The sequence below is a fragment of the Rhizobium sp. CRRU65 genome (genome assembly GCF_048551595.1).
In the GTDB taxonomy this organism is placed as follows: Bacteria; Pseudomonadota; Alphaproteobacteria; order Rhizobiales; family Rhizobiaceae; genus Rhizobium; species Rhizobium leguminosarum_J.
In genome coordinates, this window is record NZ_JBLYZH010000015.1 from 153854 (window position 1) to 172868 (window position 19015).

General features: G+C 61.0%; 18 protein-coding genes. 7 read left to right on the top strand and 11 right to left on the bottom strand.

What is annotated here, in order from left to right; genetic code table 11:
• Positions 1 to 58: 58 nt before the first annotated feature.
• Positions 59 to 952 carry a LysR family transcriptional regulator gene (locus tag ACM5SV_RS26740; protein ID WP_222017182.1) on the top strand — a complete coding sequence of 298 codons (894 nt, stop codon included), beginning with the start codon at positions 59 to 61 and terminating at the stop codon, positions 950 to 952.
• Positions 953 to 1186: 234 nt separating this feature from the next.
• Here ACM5SV_RS26740 and ACM5SV_RS26745 read toward each other — a convergent pair whose 3' ends face one another.
• The 3 genes from ACM5SV_RS26745 to ACM5SV_RS26755 form a co-directional block, all read right to left on the bottom strand.
• Positions 1187 to 3433: a xanthine dehydrogenase family protein molybdopterin-binding subunit gene (locus tag ACM5SV_RS26745; protein WP_222017180.1), complete on the bottom strand. Its 2247-nt coding sequence runs from the start codon at positions 3431 to 3433 to the stop codon at positions 1187 to 1189.
• Between the two features lie 12 nt (positions 3434 to 3445).
• Positions 3446 to 3919, bottom strand: a complete 474-nt coding sequence (locus tag ACM5SV_RS26750) for a (2Fe-2S)-binding protein (protein WP_017994120.1) — start codon at positions 3917 to 3919, stop codon at positions 3446 to 3448.
• Between the two features lie 317 nt (positions 3920 to 4236).
• Positions 4237 to 4611 carry a c-type cytochrome gene (locus ACM5SV_RS26755; RefSeq protein WP_017994119.1) on the bottom strand — a complete coding sequence of 125 codons (375 nt, stop codon included), beginning with the start codon at positions 4609 to 4611 and terminating at the stop codon, positions 4237 to 4239.
• 540 nt (positions 4612 to 5151) lie between these two features.
• Between ACM5SV_RS26755 and ACM5SV_RS26760 the strand changes: the two genes are divergently transcribed.
• Together ACM5SV_RS26760 and ACM5SV_RS26765 are read left to right on the top strand one after the other, a co-directional pair.
• The gene (locus ACM5SV_RS26760; protein WP_222017178.1) at positions 5152 to 7056 is read left to right on the top strand and encodes an adenylate/guanylate cyclase domain-containing protein; all 1905 of its coding nucleotides are present in this window, start codon (positions 5152 to 5154) and stop codon (positions 7054 to 7056) included.
• 178 nt (positions 7057 to 7234) lie between these two features.
• Positions 7235 to 7939 carry a class I SAM-dependent methyltransferase gene (locus ACM5SV_RS26765; RefSeq protein ID WP_026157356.1) on the top strand — a complete coding sequence of 235 codons (705 nt, stop codon included), beginning with the start codon at positions 7235 to 7237 and terminating at the stop codon, positions 7937 to 7939.
• Here ACM5SV_RS26765 and glp read toward each other — a convergent pair.
• The 5 genes from glp to ACM5SV_RS26790 are packed head-to-tail and all read right to left on the bottom strand — an operon-like array spanning position 7908 to position 13366.
• Positions 7908 to 9131, bottom strand: coding sequence for a gephyrin-like molybdotransferase Glp (glp, locus tag ACM5SV_RS26770; protein ID WP_222017176.1), 1224 nt, complete (start codon positions 9129 to 9131; stop codon positions 7908 to 7910). The genes ACM5SV_RS26765 and glp overlap by 32 nt on opposite strands.
• The gene (gene moaC, locus ACM5SV_RS26775; RefSeq protein WP_222017174.1) at positions 9128 to 9625 is read right to left on the bottom strand and encodes a cyclic pyranopterin monophosphate synthase MoaC; all 498 of its coding nucleotides are present in this window, start codon (positions 9623 to 9625) and stop codon (positions 9128 to 9130) included. Before moaC ends, glp begins: the two co-directional genes overlap by 4 nt.
• Before the next feature lies 1 nt (position 9626).
• Positions 9627 to 10439: an indole-3-glycerol phosphate synthase TrpC gene (gene trpC, locus ACM5SV_RS26780; RefSeq protein ID WP_222017172.1), complete on the bottom strand. Its 813-nt coding sequence runs from the start codon at positions 10437 to 10439 to the stop codon at positions 9627 to 9629.
• Positions 10440 to 10448: 9 nt separating this feature from the next.
• A complete protein-coding gene (gene trpD / locus ACM5SV_RS26785) occupies positions 10449 to 11465 on the bottom strand; it encodes an anthranilate phosphoribosyltransferase (RefSeq protein WP_222017170.1) in 1017 nt (338 codons plus the stop codon).
• Between the two features lie 8 nt (positions 11466 to 11473).
• Positions 11474 to 13366 (bottom strand): peptidylprolyl isomerase, encoded by a 1893-nt coding sequence (locus ACM5SV_RS26790; RefSeq protein WP_222017168.1) that lies wholly within the window; start codon positions 13364 to 13366, stop codon positions 11474 to 11476.
• 219 nt (positions 13367 to 13585) lie between these two features.
• On the opposite strand from ACM5SV_RS26790, the gene ACM5SV_RS26795 reads away from it, so the two are divergent.
• Positions 13586 to 13867 (top strand): hypothetical protein, encoded by a 282-nt coding sequence (locus ACM5SV_RS26795; protein ID WP_003539806.1) that lies wholly within the window; start codon positions 13586 to 13588, stop codon positions 13865 to 13867.
• A 113-nt stretch (positions 13868 to 13980) separates the two neighbouring features.
• Here the strand turns inward: ACM5SV_RS26795 and ACM5SV_RS26800 are convergent, their stop codons facing one another.
• Entirely contained in the window at positions 13981 to 14235 is a 255-nt protein-coding gene (locus ACM5SV_RS26800; protein WP_003539804.1) for a GlsB/YeaQ/YmgE family stress response membrane protein, read from the bottom strand.
• A gap of 893 nt (positions 14236 to 15128) precedes the next feature.
• On the opposite strand from ACM5SV_RS26800, the gene ACM5SV_RS26805 reads away from it, so the two are divergent.
• From ACM5SV_RS26805 to ACM5SV_RS26815, 3 genes are all read left to right on the top strand, one after another.
• Positions 15129 to 15284, top strand: a complete 156-nt coding sequence (locus ACM5SV_RS26805; protein ID WP_003539802.1) for a hypothetical protein — start codon at positions 15129 to 15131, stop codon at positions 15282 to 15284.
• A gap of 493 nt (positions 15285 to 15777) precedes the next feature.
• A complete protein-coding gene (locus ACM5SV_RS26810) occupies positions 15778 to 16650 on the top strand; it encodes a transglutaminase family protein (protein WP_012757515.1) in 873 nt (290 codons plus the stop codon).
• A 127-nt stretch (positions 16651 to 16777) separates the two neighbouring features.
• Positions 16778 to 17605 (top strand): transglutaminase-like domain-containing protein, encoded by an 828-nt coding sequence (locus ACM5SV_RS26815; RefSeq protein ID WP_419425449.1) that lies wholly within the window; start codon positions 16778 to 16780, stop codon positions 17603 to 17605.
• A 54-nt stretch (positions 17606 to 17659) separates the two neighbouring features.
• Here the strand turns inward: ACM5SV_RS26815 and ACM5SV_RS26820 are convergent, their stop codons facing one another.
• The gene (locus ACM5SV_RS26820) at positions 17660 to 17881 is read right to left on the bottom strand and encodes an alkylphosphonate utilization protein (protein ID WP_012757513.1); all 222 of its coding nucleotides are present in this window, start codon (positions 17879 to 17881) and stop codon (positions 17660 to 17662) included.
• A gap of 101 nt (positions 17882 to 17982) precedes the next feature.
• Entirely contained in the window at positions 17983 to 18879 is an 897-nt protein-coding gene (locus ACM5SV_RS26825) for a LysR family transcriptional regulator (protein ID WP_222017166.1), read from the bottom strand.
• Positions 18880 to 19015 lie beyond the last annotated feature (136 nt).

Sequence of the window (19015 nt, forward strand, 5' to 3'; positions counted from 1 at the left end):
GAGGACAAACTTTGATTAGTTGGTATAATCTGCATGAAGTTAGAAATGAGAGAGATAAATGAGGCACGGTGATTTCAGCGAGCTTGCAGCCTTCATCGCCGTCGCCGAGGCCGGAAGTTTCACGCGCGCCTCCGCCAAACTTGGACTTTCCCAGTCTGCCGTCAGTTACTCAGTCAGAATGCTGGAGCAGAGGCTGGGGGTGCGGCTGATCTCACGCACCACACGCAGCCTATCGCTGACCGATGCCGGAGAGCGTATGCTTCGAAGCCTCCGCCCTGCCTTTGAACACATCGAAAGCGAGATCGCAGCCGTCACCGCACTTCGTGACAAGCCGGCCGGCACTATCCGCATCACGACGTTTCGATATGCCGCCATGAGCGTGCTTTGGCCGGTCATGACAACGTTCTTGGCGGAATATCCGGATATTGAAATGGAGGTCATTCTTGACGAGGGCCTGACGGATATCGTGGCCGGCCGGTTCGATGCCGGTATTCGCATTGGAGAACAGGTTCAAAAAGACATGGTTGCCGTCAGGATCGGCCCTGACCTTCGCATGGCAGTCGTCGGATCGCGGTCCTACTTCCAGAACCGCACAATCCCGATGACGCCCCGCGATCTCGGCGACCACCGGGGTATTAGCTACCGGCAGACCACAGGAGGTGGATTGTATGCCTGGGAGTTCGAGCGCGACGGCGAGGAGCTTGTGGTCAGAATGAACGGGCCGCTCATCATCAATGATAGTTTGATGCTGGAAGCCGCTGCTTTGGATGGGCTTGGTCTTGCCTATACGTTCGAAAGTCAGGTTTCACAATACATTGCAGACGGGCGACTGATCCGGGTCCTCGACGATTGGTGTCAGCCGTTCCCTGGCTATCACCTGTATTACCCAAGCCGACGTCAGCATACGGCTGCGTTTGCGCTCCTCGTCGAGGCGCTTCGTTTCAAAGGCTGACGCTCCTGCCAGATGGTCGCGATGCGTTGGGGGACTTTTCTCAGTTGCGCGATTGCCGATAGACGTGAAGTCCAGCCTGTCCTGATTGCTGGTGAAGCGCGCGGTCACCGCCGACCGCGAAGTCTTAGCGCTATGGTTGTCGAGACGTCACGCGACAGGAACATCGCGGCCCTGTGCGGCCCGCTGCATTCAGCGGCACACAGGACCGGGGCAGGCTCTCGTCCGAGCCAGGTTCTAAGCGAGGTTGAAAGGCATCTGCCGGACTGGCTTGCCTGTCAGACGCGAGATGGCATTGGCAAATGCCGGCGCCAAAGGTGGCAGGCCGGGTTCGCCCATGCCCGTCGGTGCATCCGCGCTTGGTACGATGTTGACGTCGAATTCCGGCACATCCGTGATCCTTGCCACCGTGAATTCGCTGAAGTTGCTTTGCTCCACAACACCGTCCTTGAGCGTGATTTCCGAGCCGGTAAGGCACGTCGACAAGCCCATGATCGCCGCGCCTTGGACCTGCGCTTCCACGGTCCGAGGGTTGACGGCCAGATTGCAGTGCACCCCCGCCGTGACCCGATGCAGCTTCGGCTGCCCATCGACGACGGAGGCTTCCACCACGTAGGCCACCACGGATGAAAAGGATTCGTGCACGGCCACACCCCAGGCCCGGCCTTCTGCCAATGTCCTACTGCCGTAACCGCTCTTGTCTACGGCGAGTTGCAGTGCATCGCGATGACGAGGATGCTCATCGCCAAACATCTTCATTCGATATGCGACCGGATCCTGGTCGGTGGCTCTCGCTATATCGTCGAGCAAGGTCTCCATCACGAAAGCCGTATGGGTGGAGCCAACGCTGCGCCACCACAGAACCGGCACGTTGGCAGCAGGATGATGTACTGTCAGGCGCATGGGAAGCGGGTAGGGGCTCCGCATCCCCTCTGTCGTGGCGGCATCGATGCCGTCCTTCACCTGGAACTTCTCGAACACGGTTCCCGTCAGTATGGACTGGCCGACGATGGTGTGGTCCCAGGCCAGTACATTGCCCTCTTTGTCGAAGCCAATGCGAGCGCGGTGAAGATGCGTTGGACGGTAGTAGCCGCCCCTCATATCGTCCTCGCGGCTCCAAAGCGTGCGCACTGGCGCCTTCAGCCCCGCCGCCCTGGCGGCTTTGGCTATCTGGCAGGCCTCCATTGCCGTGTCGCTGCTGCTGGAAAAGCGCCGGCCGAAGCCACCACCCGATGTTTGCACATTCACCACGACCTGTTCCGGCTTGAGGCCGAGCACGTTTGCGGCAACGCCGGCATCGAGCCCCGCACTTTGGCTTCCCATCCAGATCTCGGCACGATCGTTGGAAAGCCGAACCGTGCAGTTCAGCGGTTCCATCGCCGCGTGGGCGAGATATGGAAACACGAACTCGGCTTCCAGACTCAAGGGGGCGGTTTCCAATGGCGCCATGTCGGCATCGAACTGGCGCGGGCCGGGGCGATTGGCGATCTCGCGAAACTGGGCAAGTTGCTTTTCACTATCGACCTTTTCGACAGCCGATGTGTCCCACTCCACCTTAAGGGCGTTGCGGCCCTGAGATGCCTGCCAATATCCGTCGGCCACCACGGCCACGCCCTCTGCACCGCGATCCAGCGGCACCCGCAAAACAGCTTTCACGCCCTTTACTGAACGCGCTGCGCTGTCGTCCAGGGAGGCTATCTTGGCTCCGAAGACCGGAGGGCGAGCCACCACGGCCGTCAATTGTCCCGGCAGCTTGAAGTCGATGCCAAAACTCTGTTGGCCACTGCTCTTGGCTTGTGCGTCCAGACGCTGGGTGGGTTGGCCGATGATGCGGAAATCCTTCGGATCTTTCAACGCTATTTTCTGAGGCACGGGCAGGGCCATGGCCGCTTCGGAAAGTTCTCCATAGCCGAGCTTGCGGCCATCAGAAGCCAGAACCACACCGGCCTCGGTTCGCAGCGTCGAAACATCCACGTTCCAGCGGTCCGCCGCGGCTGCGAGTAGCATGGCGCGGACGCGGGCACCCAACTCGCGATACTGCGTAAAGCTGTTCTTGATGGTGTTCGAACCGCCGGTAAGGTGCATTCCGAAGAGCGGATCAACATAGGCCATGTCATTGGTGCCGAGCTGGCTGCGTACTAAATTCCAGTCCGCGTCGAGTTCTTCGGCCAGGATCATCGGCAATGCCGTTTGGACGCCTTGACCGAACTCGAGCCGGTTGATTGTGACCATAACTTCGCCATTTGGCGCAATTTGAACAAATGCAGAAGGCCGCTCGGTCGGCTTCAGAGCGGTGGGCACCTCATCCGCGTCGGTGGACTGGGCCGCGGCCAGATGCGGGAAAATGCCGACAGCCAGACCGAGGGCCCCCGTCAGCTTGAGAAAGCTGCGGCGTGGCAACGCCTGAACCGCCGTCGAACGACCCCGTTCCAGCATGTGCTGCAGCGCACGTGGTAATTCGCTATAATCCATGTTCGGCAACATATGGCGTCTCCTTCAGACGAGATTGCTGGCAGCATCGGCTATGGCGGCGCGGATGCGGACATAAGTTCCGCAACGACAAATATTGCCTTCCATTGCCGAATCGATCTCCGAGGCAGTCGGCTGCGAACCGGAGGGCAGGGATGCGAGGAACGCCGTGGCGCTCATGATCTGACCGCTCTGACAATAACCGCACTGCGCTACATCGTGCTTGACCCAAGCTGCGTGCACCGCTGCGCCGACACGGTCGCTGCCGTCGGTCGCTTTTTCTATGGTGGTGATGGTCAGGCCCTCGGCAGCGGAGAGAGGGGTGCTGCAGGAACGGACGGCCTCACCATCCAGATGTATCGTGCACGCGCCGCAAAGCGCGGCGCCGCAGCCGAACTTGGTCCCGGTCATACCGAGCGTGTCGCGCAGGACCCAAAGGATGGGTGTCTCTGGGTCGGCATCGACCTTGTGCTGATTACCGTTGATATTCAGTGTGATCATGACTGGTCGGTTCTCCGATGTTTCATACTGGATGTGCTCGTTGACCGTCGATCTCTAAGGAGAGCGACGGCGACGGGAGTGCCGCCAGCACCTCCGGGATGATGAGACGCCGTCGACCAAGAGCCTGCTCTCCGGGATAACGTTAGCTTGTCCGGCGCCGCCGAATTAGTTGGCGAAACCTGCACGACGTTAGAAAGGCGGCTTCTGAATGCGAAGCAAAAGCACGAGCTGACACGTCAACCCAAGACGGGGTCAGCGATGATCAGCCGGGTCGGGTGCCGATCGATCGCCGGCTTGCTGAGCCACGAGGTTCGCCGCTACTCCGACAGGGACTTCAGGTAAGCGATGATGTTTAGCCGATCCTCAGGCTTGGACACGCTCACGGTCATTGTGGTTGTCGGTACAACTTCGCGGGGCGCTGCTAGAAACCGGTCCAACGTCGCCTCGTCCCATACTAATCCCGACGCTTTCATAGCCGCCGAATAGCGGACGCCCTCCACAGAGCCGGCTGCGCGCCCGACAACGCCACCGAGCCCCGGTCCAGCCTTTTTCTGGTCCGTGGTCGAATGACAGGCGGAACAGCGCTGAAACGCTTTTTGTCCCAAGGCGACATCTCCCTCCGCTGCGGCAGGAGCCGTCGCCGACACCAGGATCAAGGTGGAGATCACAACGGACGCAAAAATTTTTGTCATGCGTGTTCTTCCCGAATACAGGCTTTCGAAGCCCTGAAAGGACGATGGATTTGCGCGCGCCAGCGCCGTTGCTGGCAGGCCGCGCTAAAGACCTTAGACCCAAGACGCGCCTCATCTTCTCCGGACATGGCATCGCACTGGAGACGGCGGTTGGTTGGGGACGTTACCTCGCCTCAGCATGGAGCATTAGGCGGTACTATCTGCATGATGTTAGAAATGAGGTTCATAAATGCCCGACAGCCAACGATCGTCGACGAAGGTTGTCTGCCTTTTTTGCACCAGCAGGACTCAACCCTCTTGATGCCTGCCGCAGCATGCAATCAGTTGAGCTTAAGCTTCCCTTGGAGAGGTTCTGCAGACATCGGTTGCAGCGCGGAAGTTCGCCTATTTAGAAACCACATTCATAACTTCATGCGAGCAACGACGGCTAATCCAGCCGTTCGTTCTTTGCTATCGCTCTTCACTGCCCATGGTGGATCTTCCACCCGGAAGAACGATCGGCAGTGGAACGTGACAGAAATGCGAACAGGAAGTTCCGCGATGCAACGTAAGCTCGCAGCGATTCTCGCCGGGGACATTGTCGGCTACAGTCGGCTCATGGCGGAAAACGAAGCGACGACGTATGCGGAGTTGCGTTCCGTGTTTGACGACGTGATCGATCCAGCGGTCCAGCACCATGGAGGCCGAACATTCAAAAACTCTGGCGATGGCTTCCTCGCTACATTCCCGAGCGTTAACGAAGCGTTGAATGCGGCGGTGGAGATTCAGAACGGCTTCGATACGCGGCCCTTTGAATTTCGGATCGGCATCAATCTTGGTGACGTCATCGAAGACAATGGTGACATGTACGGCGATGGCGTGAATGTCGCATCGCGCCTTGAGGCAATGGCAGATCCTGGCAGTATCTTTGTTAGTGGTGCGGTGGTCTTGAGTGCTGACCGGGGTCGAGGCGACGAGTTTTTCCGCATTGGACGTCGGAATGCCAAAAACCTTCCTGAACCACTCGATGTCTATGCGGTCACGCGCGCTGGACGACGGAGAAGCAAATGGAGCCGGTACGCGGCTCTTGTCCCGCACGTGAGCGCTCGCCTTGGCTATTGTCTTGGGGCTGCGTCGCTCGTGCTCATCGGAATCGCAATCCAGCCGCTTCCTCTCGCGGCAATGATCGGCCGGATACCGGCTGAGCTTTCGGTGCTTGCCAGCGGTGAACGGCCGGACCCTCGGCCGTCTGTGGCTGTTATGCCTTTCGACAATATGAGCAGCGAGGCAACACAGGCCTACTTTGCCGATGGGCTGACGGAAGACATCACGACTGAACTTGCCCGAAACTCGGAACTTCAGGTGATTGCCCGCAACTCGGCTTATGCGATGCGAAGCCAGGAAGCCGATGTCCGCAAGGTCGGCGAGAAATTGGGTGTGGCCTACGTCATCGAAGGTAGCGCTCGACGGGTGGGTGATAAACTCCGCGTCGCCGCTCAACTTATTGACGTGAATAGCGGAGCTCACCTCTGGTCGCGCAGCTATGACCGCCATATCGATGATATATTCACGGTCGAAAGCGAGTTGACATCCGAGATCGTTGCCCACCTTGTTTCCTTTGTCCGCAAGTCTGAAGCCGCAGAGGCGATGAAACGCCCAACCAAGGATTTGCAGGCCTACGATCTCGTTCTTCAGGCACGCGCTCGTTTCACGCACGATTCGAAAGATGCCGAGGGGCTTCTTTCCGCCCGAGGACTTTTCCAGCGGGCTTTGGAATTAGACCCGGCTTATGCCGTGGCGCGTGCCAATCTCGGTATGACCTATATCTTCGATGTCACGCAAAACGTCAGCGGCCACGCCACAGACCGAGACCTGGAGATTGGCTTGAGCGAGGCGCGTCAATCCATCCGACTCGATCCAAATCTGGCGATGGGATATCAGGTATTGAGCTACGGCTTGGCTGCAAGCGGCGATTACGCTGGTGCTTTACAAGCGGGACACCGGTCGGTGGAACTCAATCCGAATGATCCTGACAGCATGATGGCGCTCGCAAAAGCCCAGGTTCGTTTTGGTGACTACGATGGAGCATTACGGAATGCTGAGCGTGCCCGCCGTCTTCATCCCATAGCTCCCGAATATTATGCTTATGTGCATGGTCAGGCGCTTTATGCGGCTGGTCGTAGCGATGAAGCTGCGAGCGTTATCCAAGAGTGCCTGATCCGCGCGCCGCAGGATTCGAATTGCCTGCTCATTCAAACCGCGTTGCAGGCTGGTCGCTCAGAGCTGGACAAGGCCAAGGCGACCATGGCCAGTTTGGTCAAAGCAAAGCCCGACTTCTCGCTTGAAACAGAGCGCAACTATCGTCGGTTTGGTGATTCCCCGCTAATGGAACAATTTCTCGCAGATCTCGCGCGCGCCGAGGCTCCCAAGACGGTCTCGCTTCAACGGCCTGTGTTGCGTTCTTAAATGGCATACGGCACACCTCATCACGAATAGCGGTGCAGTTCCTTGCGAAAAGCCTGGCTCGGCTTCATTATTCCACCCAAATCATAGCGTGCATAAATGGCGCGGAATTTTACAACGGCGGCCTGCTCTTGCTATTAAAAACGATAGGCAGTTACAGCGCCGGCAGGAGCAGATGACGATGAAACGCCCGGGCATGTCTCAACCCGATCCGGCCGTCTTCATCCGTGCCAACCTGCCTATATCACCCGTTCCATCCATCCCCGAGATCCGGATTCATACGGCAGGGCCCGCGAGCGGGCTCTGGCGGCTTGCCGGCCGCGGAGAGGCCGATCCGCCGCCTTACTGGGCCTATCCCTGGGCCGGCGGCGCAGTGCTTGCCCGCCATCTGCTCGATCGACCGGAAATGGTGACCGGCCGCCGGGTGCTCGATCTCGGCGCTGGCTCCGGGCTCGTGGCCATTGCCGCGGCGAAGGCCGGAGCAGCCACGGTGACCGCTATCGACATCGATGCCAATGCCATTGCCGCAATCGGGCTCAACGCAGCGATCAACGGTGTGAACATCGTGGCCTTGGCCGCCGATATTATCGAGGATCAGCCACCAGCGACTGACCTTCTCGTGGTCGGCGACCTGTTCTACGATCCCTCGCTTGCCTTGCGGGTGATGGCCTTCCTGCGGCGTTGCCAGGCGAGCGGCGTCGAGGTGCTGATCGGCGATCCCGAGCGGGCCTACCTGCCGCAGGGAGAACTCAACCGAATCGCCACCCATGCAGTTGCGGATTTCGGCGGGGGCACTGGCGGCGGTGCCGTGCAGGCGGGTGTCTTTGCGCTCTCCGGCAAAGTTGAAGGCGAGATTATGCCAGGAGGTCAGGCCGCAACAGCATGACCGGGCAGGGCGCTCCGGCCGGCAGCTCCGGTGCATGCGGCGGGCGGATGACGAGACAGTCGGCTGCGGCGAAGACCTTCATCATCGAAGAATCCTGCTTGCCGAAAGGTTCGGCGAGCCAGTGGCCGGCGGCGGATTTCGAAAGTTTCGCACGGATATAGTCCTGCCGGTGGTCGTTGGCGCGCAGTGTGACGGCCGCCTCCACCGTTGCCTCGCGCCGCACCGGCGGCAGGGAGGCGAGCCTGCGGATCAGCGGCTCAAGGAAGAGCAGCGAGCAGACGAGGCTAGAGACCGGGTTGCCGGGCAGGCCGAGCACATGCGTCTCGCCGAAGCTGCCGACCATCAGCGGTTTGCCGGGGCGCATGGCGATGCGCCAGAAATCGAGCTGCATGCCGGCTTCGATCAGCGTGGCCTGCACCAGATCATGGTCGCCGACCGAAGCGCCGCCGAGCGTGACGATCACATCGACCTTGGCGTCCCGCGCCGTGCCGATCGCCGCGCTGATCCTGGCCTTGTCGTCAGGCACGATGCCGAGATCGAGCACATCGGCGCCGGCTTTGCGGGCAAGGGCTGCAATACCAAACGTATTGGATGCGATGATCTGCGAAGGGCCGGGCGTGCTTCCGGGCGGCAGCAGTTCGTCGCCGGTTGAGAGGATGGCGATCAGCGGGCGCCGCAGCACTTCGACATCGGGCCGGTTCATGCCCGCAGCGACCGTCAGCCGCGAGAAATCGAGCACGGTGCCGGCCGACAGCACCGCTTCGCCTTCGGCGAAATCCTGACCGCGGGGACGCACATGCTGGCCCTGCCGCACAGGGAAATTGGTTCGGATACCGCCTTCGATCTTCTCAGCATCCTCCTGCAGCAGGACGCTGTCGGCGCCTCGCGGAACTGGCGCACCGGTGAAGATGCGGACGGCTTCACCCTGGCTGACGCTTCCCTCGAAGCCGTGGCCGGCGGAAGACGTGCCGATGACCTTCAGCACGGCGCCCGGCTCCGGCGCGTCTTCGCGGCGCAGTGCATAGCCGTCCATGGCGGAGGCATTGAAGGGCGGCTGGGTCAGGCCGGCCGTCAGATCGACGGCCAGGACGCGGCCCTCGGCTTCGGCAAGCGGCAGCGTCTCGGACGCAGCAATGGGCTTTGCGCGGGAGAGCAGGCGGCTCAGGGCGTCGGCGACCGGGAGAAGGTTCATCTTGCCTCCGGATGACGGAAATCGCCGGATTTGCCCCCGGACTTTTCTAGAAGCCGGATGCCGCCGATCTCCATTGCCTTATCGGCCGCCTTGGCCATGTCGTAGATCGTCAGACAAGCGACCGAGACAGCGGTCAACGCCTCCATCTCCACACCGGTCTTGCCGCTCAGCTTGGCGGTCGCCGTAACGCGCAGGCCGGGCAGGGCGGCATCTTCCGCGATCTCGACCGTGACCTTCGTCAGCATCAGCGGATGGCAGAGCGGGATGAGATCGGCGGTGCGTTTTGCCGCCATGATGCCGGCAAGGCGCGCCGTGCCGATCACATCGCCCTTCTTGGCGTTGCCTTGGACGATGAGAGCAAGCGTTTCCGCCGCCATCTTAACATGGCCTTCGGCAGTGGCGATGCGCACCGTCTCGGCCTTATCGGAGACATCGACCATATGCGCCTCGCCCGAGGCATCGATATGGGTCAGACCGGGCTCTGCGCCGCTCATATCATTCGGCCGCGATGGCGGCTTCGCCAAAGAGAAGCGTGCGGGTGGCGGCCGCCACGTCGTCCTTGCGCATCAGGCTCTCGCCGACAAGGAAGGTACTGATGTCGACGGCCTGCAGGCGCTGGCAATCCGCATGGGTGAAGATGCCGCTTTCGCCGACCAGGAGCCGGTCATCAGGCACCATGGGGCCCAGCGTCTCGCTGACGGTCAGGCTGACCTCGAAGGTACGCAGATTGCGGTTGTTGATGCCGATAAGCGGCGAAGAAAGCTTCAGCGCCCGCTCCATCTCTTCGGCGTCGTGGACTTCGACCAGCACGTCCATGCCGAGGGCGAAGGCCTCATCCTGCAGGCGTTCGGCCTCGTCGTCGGACAGCGAGGCCATGATCAGCAGGATGCAGTCGGCGCCCCAGGCGCGGGCCTCGTGCACCTGGTAGGTCTCGAACATGAAATCCTTGCGCAGCGCCGGCAGCGTGCAGGCAGCGCGGGCGGCTGTCAAAAATTCCGGCGCGCCCTGAAAGCTCGGCCTGTCGGTCAGCACCGAAAGGCAGGCTGCACCGCCGGCCTCATAGGCGCTCGCCAGCGACGGCGGATCGAAATCCGGGCGAATGAGGCCCTTCGAGGGGCTCGCCTTCTTGATCTCGGCGATCAGGCCGAAGCGGCCGGCATCACGCTTGGCAATGAGCGCCTTGTGGAAGCCGCGCGGGGCGGACTGGCCGGCCTGCATCGCCTTCAGATCGGCAAGCGACGCTGCTGCCTTGGCAGCGGCGATCTCTTCGCGCTTGTAGAGTTCGATCTTCTTCAGGATATCGGTCATCGGGCAATCCTAGTCGATATCGTTGGAAACGGCGATGAGTTTGTCGAGGGCGAGCGCAGTAGAGCCGCTATCCAGCGACTGTGTGGCCAGCGTCATGCCGTCGCGGATGGTTGCGACCTTGCCCGCGATGACAAGCGAGGCGGCGGCATTGGCGAGCGAGACATCGCGATAGGCGTTCTTGGCGCCGCCGAGCACCTCGCGAAGCGCTGCGGCATTGGCAACACCATCACCGCCCTTGATGTCGGCGAGCACGCAAGGGCTGACGCCGAAATCGGCGGGCGAGAGCTCGAAGTTGCGGATCTTGCCGTCTTCGAGCGCCGCGACTTGTGTAATGCCTGTCGTGGTGATCTCGTCGAGGCCGTCGCCATGGACCACCCAGACGCATTCGGAGCCGAGATCGCGCATGACTTCGGCAAGCGGCACCAGCCATTGCGGCGAGAAGACGCCGAGCAACTGGCGGCGAACGCCGGCCGGATTGGAGAGCGGCCCGAGCAGGTTGAAGATCGTCCGCGTGCCGAGCTCGACCCTTGAGGGGCCGACATGGCGCATGGCGGAATGATGCATCTGCGCGAACATGAATCCGACGCCGGCCTCGGCAATGCAGCGGGAGATGATCTCTGGGCCGACGTCGAGCTTGACGCCGAGTGCGGCCAGATTGTCGGCCGCGCCCGATTTCGAACTCAGCGCCCGATTGCCGTGTTTGGCGACGGGAACACCAGCGCCGGCGACGATTAGCGCCGCCAGCGTCGAGATATTGTAGGTGCCGCTGGCATCGCCGCCGGTGCCGACAATGTCGATCGCATCGGCCGGCGCCTCGACGGTCAGCATTTTCGAGCGCATTGCGGTGACGGCGCCGACGATCTCGTCGACGGTTTCGCCGCGCACGCGCAGCGCCATCAGGAAGCCACCGATCTGCGAGGGTGTCGCCTGGCCCGACATCAGGATGTCGAAGGCAGCGCGGGCCTCGTCACGCGTCAGCGGCTCGCGGCTTGCGGCCTTGGCCAGGAACGGCTTCAGATCGGTCATAAAGCCTCCTAGCGGGTCGTCGCCTGTTCAGCGAGCGTCTGGTTGATCTCGGCGCCGTACTGCGTCTGCAGCAGGTTGACCATCTGATCGAGAATATCATCGCCGGCGGCATTAGCCATGGCGGTGATCTGGGCATCGCGGTTGTTCAGCACGTCGCCGGTCGGCTGGGTGTTGACCTCGGTGACCTTCAGCAGGATCTGCGTCGAGGGATCGGCGCCGACAGCGCTCGCGACCGTGTCGAGCGGGCCGGAGAAGGCGGCGGTGACGCCGGCCCGGCCGAGGACCGCATCATCGGTGGAACGGGTGACGCCGCTCTTGCTTTCGACGGCAATGCCGAGCGGCGTTGCGATATCGGCAAGGGCAGTGCCCTTTTTCGCCTCGGCCCTCAATGCATCGGCCTTCTTTGCGAGCTCGGCCTTCTGCTGTTCCGCCGTCCAGTCCTCGACGGCCTTTTCGCGCACTTCGGCGACCGGGCGGTCGCGGTCCGGCGTGATTTCGCGGACGTTGAACCAGACATAGCCGTCATTGCCGATCGGGAGCGGCGGCGCATCGACGCCAACCTCGGTCTTGAAGGCTTCGCCGAGCAGCTGCTGCTTGACGGGAACATCCTTGACCTCTTGGCCGTCCTTGTCGGCGCCGGTCATATCGACGGCATCGACGGTGACGGCTTTGAGCTTCAGCTGGCCGGCGATATCCTCGAGCGTCGAACCGCCGGCGCGCAGGTCCTCGATGCGGTCATGAACGTTGATCACTTCCTGGGAGGCGTTGGAGAGCGACAGCTGCTTGCGGATATCCTCCTTCACCTCATCGAAATTCTTCGCCGTTTCCGACTTGATGTTGGTGACGCGCAGGATGACCGAGCCGAAGGAGCCATCGACGACAGGCGTCGTGCCGCCATCGCGCGAAACTGCGAAGGCCGCATCGGCAACCGCCCGGTCGGGAACCTTGTCCTTGGTGAATTCGCCGAGCAACACGTCACTTGCCGTCTTGCCCTGGTCGGAGACCAGCTGGTCGAAGCTGGTGCCGCTCTTCAGCGCCGTTTCGGCGGCGGTGGCGAGATCCTTGCTGGCGAAGGTCAGCTGTTCGATGGTGCGGCTTTCCGGCGTGCGATAGGTATCCTTGCTCTTGTCGAAGGCTTCGTGGATCTGCTCGTCGGTGACGGTCGCGGCATCGGCGATATCGGCAGGCTGCAGCTTGAGATAGGCGACCTTACGGTATTCGGGCGCCCGGTAGCGCTGCTTGACACCTTCGAACCAGGTTGCCAGCACGTCGTCGGCAGGTGCCTTGATCGGCTCGATATTGGCATTGGTGAGCAGCAGGTAATCGATGCTGCGGCTTTCATCACCATAGAGCTTAAGGGCGTCGACCAGGGTCTTCGGTGCGGTGAAACCATTCGAGATGGCATCGACCACCTGGCTGCGGACAGCGACCTTGCTGCGCTCCTTGATGTAATCGTCCTGGCGGATGTTGGCATTGCGCAGACGCGAGATGAAGAGCTCGCGGTCGAACCGGCCGTTGACGGCCTTGAAAGCCGGATCGTCAGCGATCAGCTGGGCGAGGCGATCTTCGGAAAGGCCGAGGTTCATGTCTTCGGCGAGCTGGTCGAGCGAGGCGCCGGCGACGAGCTCGGCGAGCACCTGCTGCTCGACGCCGAAGGCGCGGGCCTGCTCGGGGGTGAGGCGCGTGCCGAACTGCTGGCTGAGGTTTGCCACCTGGCGCTGATAGGCGAGGTGGAATTCGTTGACGTCCACATGCTGATCGCCAACGGTCACGACCGTGGTGCTGTTACCGCCTGTCAGCAGCTGATGCGACACGCCCCAGGCGCCGAAAGACACGACGAGCAGAAGCAGGAGCAGCTTGGCAACCCAGGTCTGAGCAGCTCTTCTCAGGATATGGAACATAGAAACGCAAACCTCGCAGTATCATTGACCCGCGCGCGGGCGGACATTCGACGTTCCTTAAAACAAACCCGACAGGAAATGAAGGGTTTGTCACGCGAAAAGCTGCACAAGTCGACCGCTCCGCCGCGGCGGCTTTGCGGAGAACAAAAGATCGGTTGCGACGGAACCTTTCGGGCCGCCATTTCGTTGAAGCGGCATCCCATGAAACAGGAGCAGACCATGGCAGAATTGAAAACCGCTTCCGCCGAATCCACCGCTGCGCGCGTCAAGGCTGATATAGCAGCAGACGATCTGTCGGCGCAGGTCGCAGCCCTTCGCAACGATCTCTCCCGGCTAACGGAAAGCGTGGTCGCGCTGGGGCAGGGGGCGAAGTCGGCGGTGACCGACGAGGCTTCGGTGATGACGGAACGGCTGCGCGACAAGGTACGCGAAGAACCGCTCGTGGCACTCGCCGTGACGGCAGGCATTGCCTACGTGTTCGGCCTGCTCAGCCGCCGCTGAACGGCAATTCAGAGTGAAGAAAAGCCGGGCGCCATGAACGCCCGGCTTTTAGTGTTTGCATCCGTCCAAAAGTAGCCGGGCTGACGCGACCGGGCTCAGTTGGCGCGACCAAGTCAGCGGCGGATGACGCGCCCGATCGCGATCAAGATGCAGGCACCGACGAAACCGGTGATCAGATAACCCAGCCAACCGGCGAGCGGCTGGATGTGCAAAAGACCCAGTATCCAGTTGGCGACAATAGCGCCGATGATGCCGAGCAATATGTTCATGAGCAGGCTCATGCTGCTGCGCATTGCCTTTTCCGCCAGCCATCCGGCGACACCGCCGATAATGATGGCTGCAATCCAACCCACGCCTGCGCTTTCCATGGTTATCTCCCTCCTGGCAAAACGAGTCACAGAATGCACGAAACGAAACGAAGTTCCACTCCTAGTTACTGAGATTGCTTTGCGGGTTCAGCAACTTATGTGACTCACGGCTGCAGCAGGGTGACCGGGGAGTGCACCGCGTATGCGACGATCTGAAACAGGAGGCCAGCAATGGCCAGCAATGCGAAGCCAAAAGGCATAATCAAGCTTTTGCTAAACATCTTTCCTCTCCCGTTTGCGTAAAGCATAAGCGGAAGCGGAAGGAGCGCAAGAATATTGTTAACAGATAGTTAAGCATGGCAATTAGTTAAAATTTAATACATCCGCTGACGTCGTAATACTTTCGGATGTCAAAACGTTTATTTTTGCAGCCCTGCCGTGTCTGCTGGCGGATCATGCTACTTTCGCTCCAGACCTTCCACACTCTGCCGGCTCGTCGCCTTTGGCGCGAGATGCTTTAGATGCAGCTGGAGATGCAGTCTCTCTGGCTCTCAGACACGCGGCCGCAGAACGGGCCGGCGCTGTCGCGCGCCGTCGGGCAATCCGCGTCGCGGGCGATCAGGTCCGGTGTACGATCAGCATAAAGACGAGGAAAGACGCTGTTGCGACCGTCGCGGCGAAGGCAAGCTCATAATCCATGTCATTAACCCGGTTGGATGGCACCCCTAAACGCCGATCCGCGTCAGGGAGTTCCATACCGCCACTCGCGCTTATCGCCTGCCGATTGATTTTGTCGAGGAGTGTATCATTTTCCCTAGAACAGGATGATTTTAGGCCCAGTCGACCTAAAATCTGAATCCTGTTGCAAATTAAGAGTTAGAGCATGATGTCAAAACCGCTCACACTTTTCGCGATCATGCTCTGAATCGCCATTCAGCCAAGGGGACCACTTGATGCCAAAAGCTGCAATCGCCATCGCCTGCATCGGCTTGCTGACACTTTCCGGCTGCGGCAATACCGCATACGGGCTGAAGAAGGATGGACAGGAAGCAAGCCACGCAATGGACAATGCAACACATCGGGTGCTTTCGGCCGGCGCCAAGAAGTGATGCAGGCGATGGAATAAAAAAGCCCGCCTGGGGTGAGGCGGGCTTAGGATTAACAGGGAGAATGGGCGGATAGGCTTCCGCCTCGACTAATAAAGCATTTTCTTAAGCGCATGACTTTACGTCATTCGACGTAATGGCGATCGGCAACGACCAATGCGGCCAGGATTCGGAATCGAATCAGAGATGTCCGGATCGAATCAGAAGTTGCCCCAGTTCTGAGCGCGGGCACGAGCGCGAATAATCCGGTATTCGCGACCGCCATAGAGGGAGCCGATTGTCAGCAGAAGCGTCAGAACGTCCCAGATGATATGCATGTTATCCTCTTAGGTTGGACGGCCCCGCCGCCGATCGGTGAAGATACAATAGCAATCTTTCGAACGTGCTTATATGACAAGAAATCGGGATGAGCGGGAAAGCCGGCAGGGCGCTTCCGCAGAGGAGAGGCGGCGTTGCCGCCTTGGAGCAGCAAAGTGAACAGATTCGACGGCGGCTTATGACGATTTTCTCTGTCCGCCACATCACGTCCTATCGTTACGTCAGGGACGTCGATTTCGGCGAGCATCGCTTGATGTTCCGGCCGCGCGACAGTTTCGACCAGCGGCTGATCGAAGCGTCGTTGACGATCTATCCTGAGGAAAGCCATGTGCGCTGGATCCACGATGTTTTCGGCAATTGCGTGGCGCTCGTCGATTTTTCGAGGCCGGCGTCCGAACTTCGTTTCGAAACCTGGATCACGCTCGATCATACGCCGCAGGTCGCCCTGGATCTCAAGGTCGACGATGCGGCCCTGACCTATCCATTCTCCTACGACAAGGACGAAATTGCCGATCTGACGCCGGCGATGCAGCGCCATTATCCCGACCCGAACGACGAGGTCGGGCGCTGGGCACGCCAGTTCGTGCGCCAGGGGCGTCCAACGGAGACCGGGCATCTGCTGATGACGCTCTGTTACGCCATCCGCGAGAGCTTCGTCTACGCGCGGCGCCAGGAACATGGAACCCAGACGCCGTTGCAGACCTTGCAGCTTCGCTCCGGCACCTGCCGGGATTTTGCGCTTCTGATGATGGAGGCGGCACGGGTGCTTGGCCTCGCGGCGCGGTTCGTCACGGGCTATGTCTATGTTCCCGACCGGGACGGTTCCACCGTGCTCGGCGGCGGTTCCACGCATGCTTGGTGCCAGGTCTATCTTCCAGGCGCCGGCTGGACGGAGTTCGATCCGACCAACGGCATCGTCGGCAACCGCGATCTCATTCGTGTCGCGGTTGCCCGAGATCCGCGCCAGGCCGTCCCGTTGAGCGGCAGCTATGATGGGGACGGGAAGGATTTCGACAGCATGACGGTGCAGGTCAACGTCACCACGAGGTGATCTCGACTACGTCTGAGGTAATCTTGGATTACTCCGGCCTGGCCGCCCGCAGCCATGGGAACCGGGTCGCGCGATCAACGTTCCCTACTCACCTCCACCGATGCGGAGACGCGAGAAGGAAGCCACAATGAAGATACGCGCCGGGTTTCATCTGGGCTACGAATGCACGCAGCCGACGCCGATGCTGCTCGTCCTCAACATCCATCCCTCCCGTCGCGCTGATCTTCTCAGCGATCAGATCCTGACATTCGACCGGCCGATCGAGGCCTGGGGCTATACAGATGGGTTCGGCAATGCCTGCAGCCGGATCGTCGCTCCGCCCGGGCTGACGACGATCTCCACGGAGTTCGAGATCTATGACAGCGGCCAACCCGACATCGTTCCCGACGATGCCGTCCAGCACGGGATCAATGATCTGCCGGACGATGTGCTGGTCTTCCTGCTCGGCAGCCGTTATTGCGACACCGACAGGCTTGCGGATTTCGCCTGGGCAAGGTTCTCGTCGACGCCGCTCGGCTGGGCGCGTGTCCAGGCGATCTGCGATTTCGTCCATGACCACATCACTTTCGATTACCTGAAGGCCGACGTGCTCAGGACCGCGCATGGCGGCTTCACCGACAAGGCGGGCGTTTGCCGCGACTTTGCCCATCTCGCCATCGCGCTTTGCCGAGGCATGAATATTCCCGCACGATATTGCACCGGCTATCTCGGCGATATCGGCGTTCCGATCGATCCCAATCCGATGGATTTCAGTGCCTGGTTCGAGGTCTTTCTCGGCGGTCATTGGCATACGGTCGATGCCCGCCACAACACGCCTCGCATCGGCCGGATCCTGATGGGGACCGGCCGCGACGCCACCGACGTCGCGATGTCGACAGCCTTCGGCCCGGCTACACTCTCCCGTTTCGAGGTGATCACCGAGGAAGTGCCGCAGGAGGCGATGAAAGCCGATTGATCGTCGGAGTCGGACTTACGAAGCGTCGACCGAGCATCGCAGGCGAGGCAGATCCTATGCCTTCTTCAAAAACTCGGTTTTCAGCACCAGGCCTTTGACCTGCTTGGTGCTGCACTCGATCGCGCCCGGATTGTCGGTCAGGCGAATGCCCTTGACCAGCGTTCCACGCTTCAACGTCTCCGAGGTTCCCTTGACCTTGAGGTCCTTGATCAGCGTCACGGAATCGCCGTCGTGCAGCTGGCTTCCGTTGCTGTCTTTTACAATGATGTCGGTCATAACGTCCCCGTTTGGTGATCCCGACGGGAAATCATGGCGACGCGGGATAGTCAACCACACGAACGGATCAATCGGCCCGACCTCAGATCCTACGCACTCCTTCAATCAGCGCGCGCGCAGGCGTCCCGAACGCAGCCGCGCAGCCAGCGATGCGCGGGATCGGCATCCATCCTGGGGTGCCAGAGCAATGACACCGTGATCTCGGGCGTCGGGACGGGGAGGGGGAAACTATGCATTCCCGCGCGCAAGGCTCCGGTGTGCCGTTCGGGCACGCTGGCGATCAGATCGGAGGTTCGGGCGAGCGCCAGTGCCGTGGAAAAGCCGCTGACGATGGTGGCGATCTGCCGCTCCAGCCCGAGCGCGGTCAAGGCTTCATCGATCGGTCCCTTGTCGAGCCCGCGCCGTGAGACGTAGATGTGCTGGCCGGCGGCATAAAGGGAGGGCGTCAACTCGCGCTCGCAAAGCGGATGCCCCAAGCGCACGACGCCGATGAAACGATCGCGGAACAAGGCCTGCGCCCGCACCTCCGGCCCGGTCGTCCCGCCGACGACGCCGGTTTCCAGATCGACGGTCCCGTCGCGAAGCGGGGCGCTGTCCTTGTCCGGCTTCTGCACGAAGCGCAGCCGCACGCCGGGCGCTTGCCGGCCGAGGCGTGCGATAAGATCAGGTCCGAAGCTCTCGGCAAAGCCTTCGCTGGTGCGCAAGGTGAACGTCCGGACCAAGCGTTGAAGATCAAGCGCCTCGGCAGGACGCAGGACCGCCTGCGCGTCCTCGACAATCCGGCCGACCCGCTCGCGCAGTTCGAGCGCGCGCGGCGTGGGGACGAGGCCGCGGCCGGCGCGCACCAGCAGCGGATCGCCCGTCGTTTCGCGCAATCGCGCTAAGGCCCGGCTCATCGCCGACGGGCTGAGCCGCAGCCTTTGTGCCGCACGCGCAACGCTGCCCTCGGCAAGCAGCACATCGAGAGTGACCAGCGAGTTGAGATCGGGTGTCGACATGCATCAGCTATAACACGCTTTCATCGTGATGTGGCGCCAAACGCATGAATGAAGTGAAAATCATGCGCCTTCCGCCATATCAAACATAGGACTAGGTTTTCACCAGTTCCATTTGGGGAACTAAGAGAAAACGGAG

Coding starts and splice junctions, on each gene's coding strand:
- ACM5SV_RS26740 (WP_222017182.1), top strand. CDS start 59: ATGAGGCACGGTGATTTCAGCGAGCTTGCAGCCTTCATCGCCGTCGCC.
- ACM5SV_RS26745 (WP_222017180.1), bottom strand. CDS start 3,433: ATGTTGCCGAACATGGATTATAGCGAATTACCACGTGCGCTGCAGCAC.
- ACM5SV_RS26750 (WP_017994120.1), bottom strand. CDS start 3,919: ATGATCACACTGAATATCAACGGTAATCAGCACAAGGTCGATGCCGAC.
- ACM5SV_RS26755 (WP_017994119.1), bottom strand. CDS start 4,611: ATGACAAAAATTTTTGCGTCCGTTGTGATCTCCACCTTGATCCTGGTG.
- ACM5SV_RS26760 (WP_222017178.1), top strand. CDS start 5,152: ATGCAACGTAAGCTCGCAGCGATTCTCGCCGGGGACATTGTCGGCTAC.
- ACM5SV_RS26765 (WP_026157356.1), top strand. CDS start 7,235: ATGAAACGCCCGGGCATGTCTCAACCCGATCCGGCCGTCTTCATCCGT.
- glp (WP_222017176.1), bottom strand. CDS start 9,131: ATGAACCTTCTCCCGGTCGCCGACGCCCTGAGCCGCCTGCTCTCCCGC.
- moaC (WP_222017174.1), bottom strand. CDS start 9,625: ATGAGCGGCGCAGAGCCCGGTCTGACCCATATCGATGCCTCGGGCGAG.
- trpC (WP_222017172.1), bottom strand. CDS start 10,439: ATGACCGATATCCTGAAGAAGATCGAACTCTACAAGCGCGAAGAGATC.
- trpD (WP_222017170.1), bottom strand. CDS start 11,465: ATGACCGATCTGAAGCCGTTCCTGGCCAAGGCCGCAAGCCGCGAGCCG.
- ACM5SV_RS26790 (WP_222017168.1), bottom strand. CDS start 13,366: ATGTTCCATATCCTGAGAAGAGCTGCTCAGACCTGGGTTGCCAAGCTG.
- ACM5SV_RS26795 (WP_003539806.1), top strand. CDS start 13,586: ATGGCAGAATTGAAAACCGCTTCCGCCGAATCCACCGCTGCGCGCGTC.
- ACM5SV_RS26800 (WP_003539804.1), bottom strand. CDS start 14,235: ATGGAAAGCGCAGGCGTGGGTTGGATTGCAGCCATCATTATCGGCGGT.
- ACM5SV_RS26805 (WP_003539802.1), top strand. CDS start 15,129: ATGCCAAAAGCTGCAATCGCCATCGCCTGCATCGGCTTGCTGACACTT.
- ACM5SV_RS26810 (WP_012757515.1), top strand. CDS start 15,778: ATGACGATTTTCTCTGTCCGCCACATCACGTCCTATCGTTACGTCAGG.
- ACM5SV_RS26815 (WP_419425449.1), top strand. CDS start 16,778: ATGAAGATACGCGCCGGGTTTCATCTGGGCTACGAATGCACGCAGCCG.
- ACM5SV_RS26820 (WP_012757513.1), bottom strand. CDS start 17,881: ATGACCGACATCATTGTAAAAGACAGCAACGGAAGCCAGCTGCACGAC.
- ACM5SV_RS26825 (WP_222017166.1), bottom strand. CDS start 18,879: ATGTCGACACCCGATCTCAACTCGCTGGTCACTCTCGATGTGCTGCTT.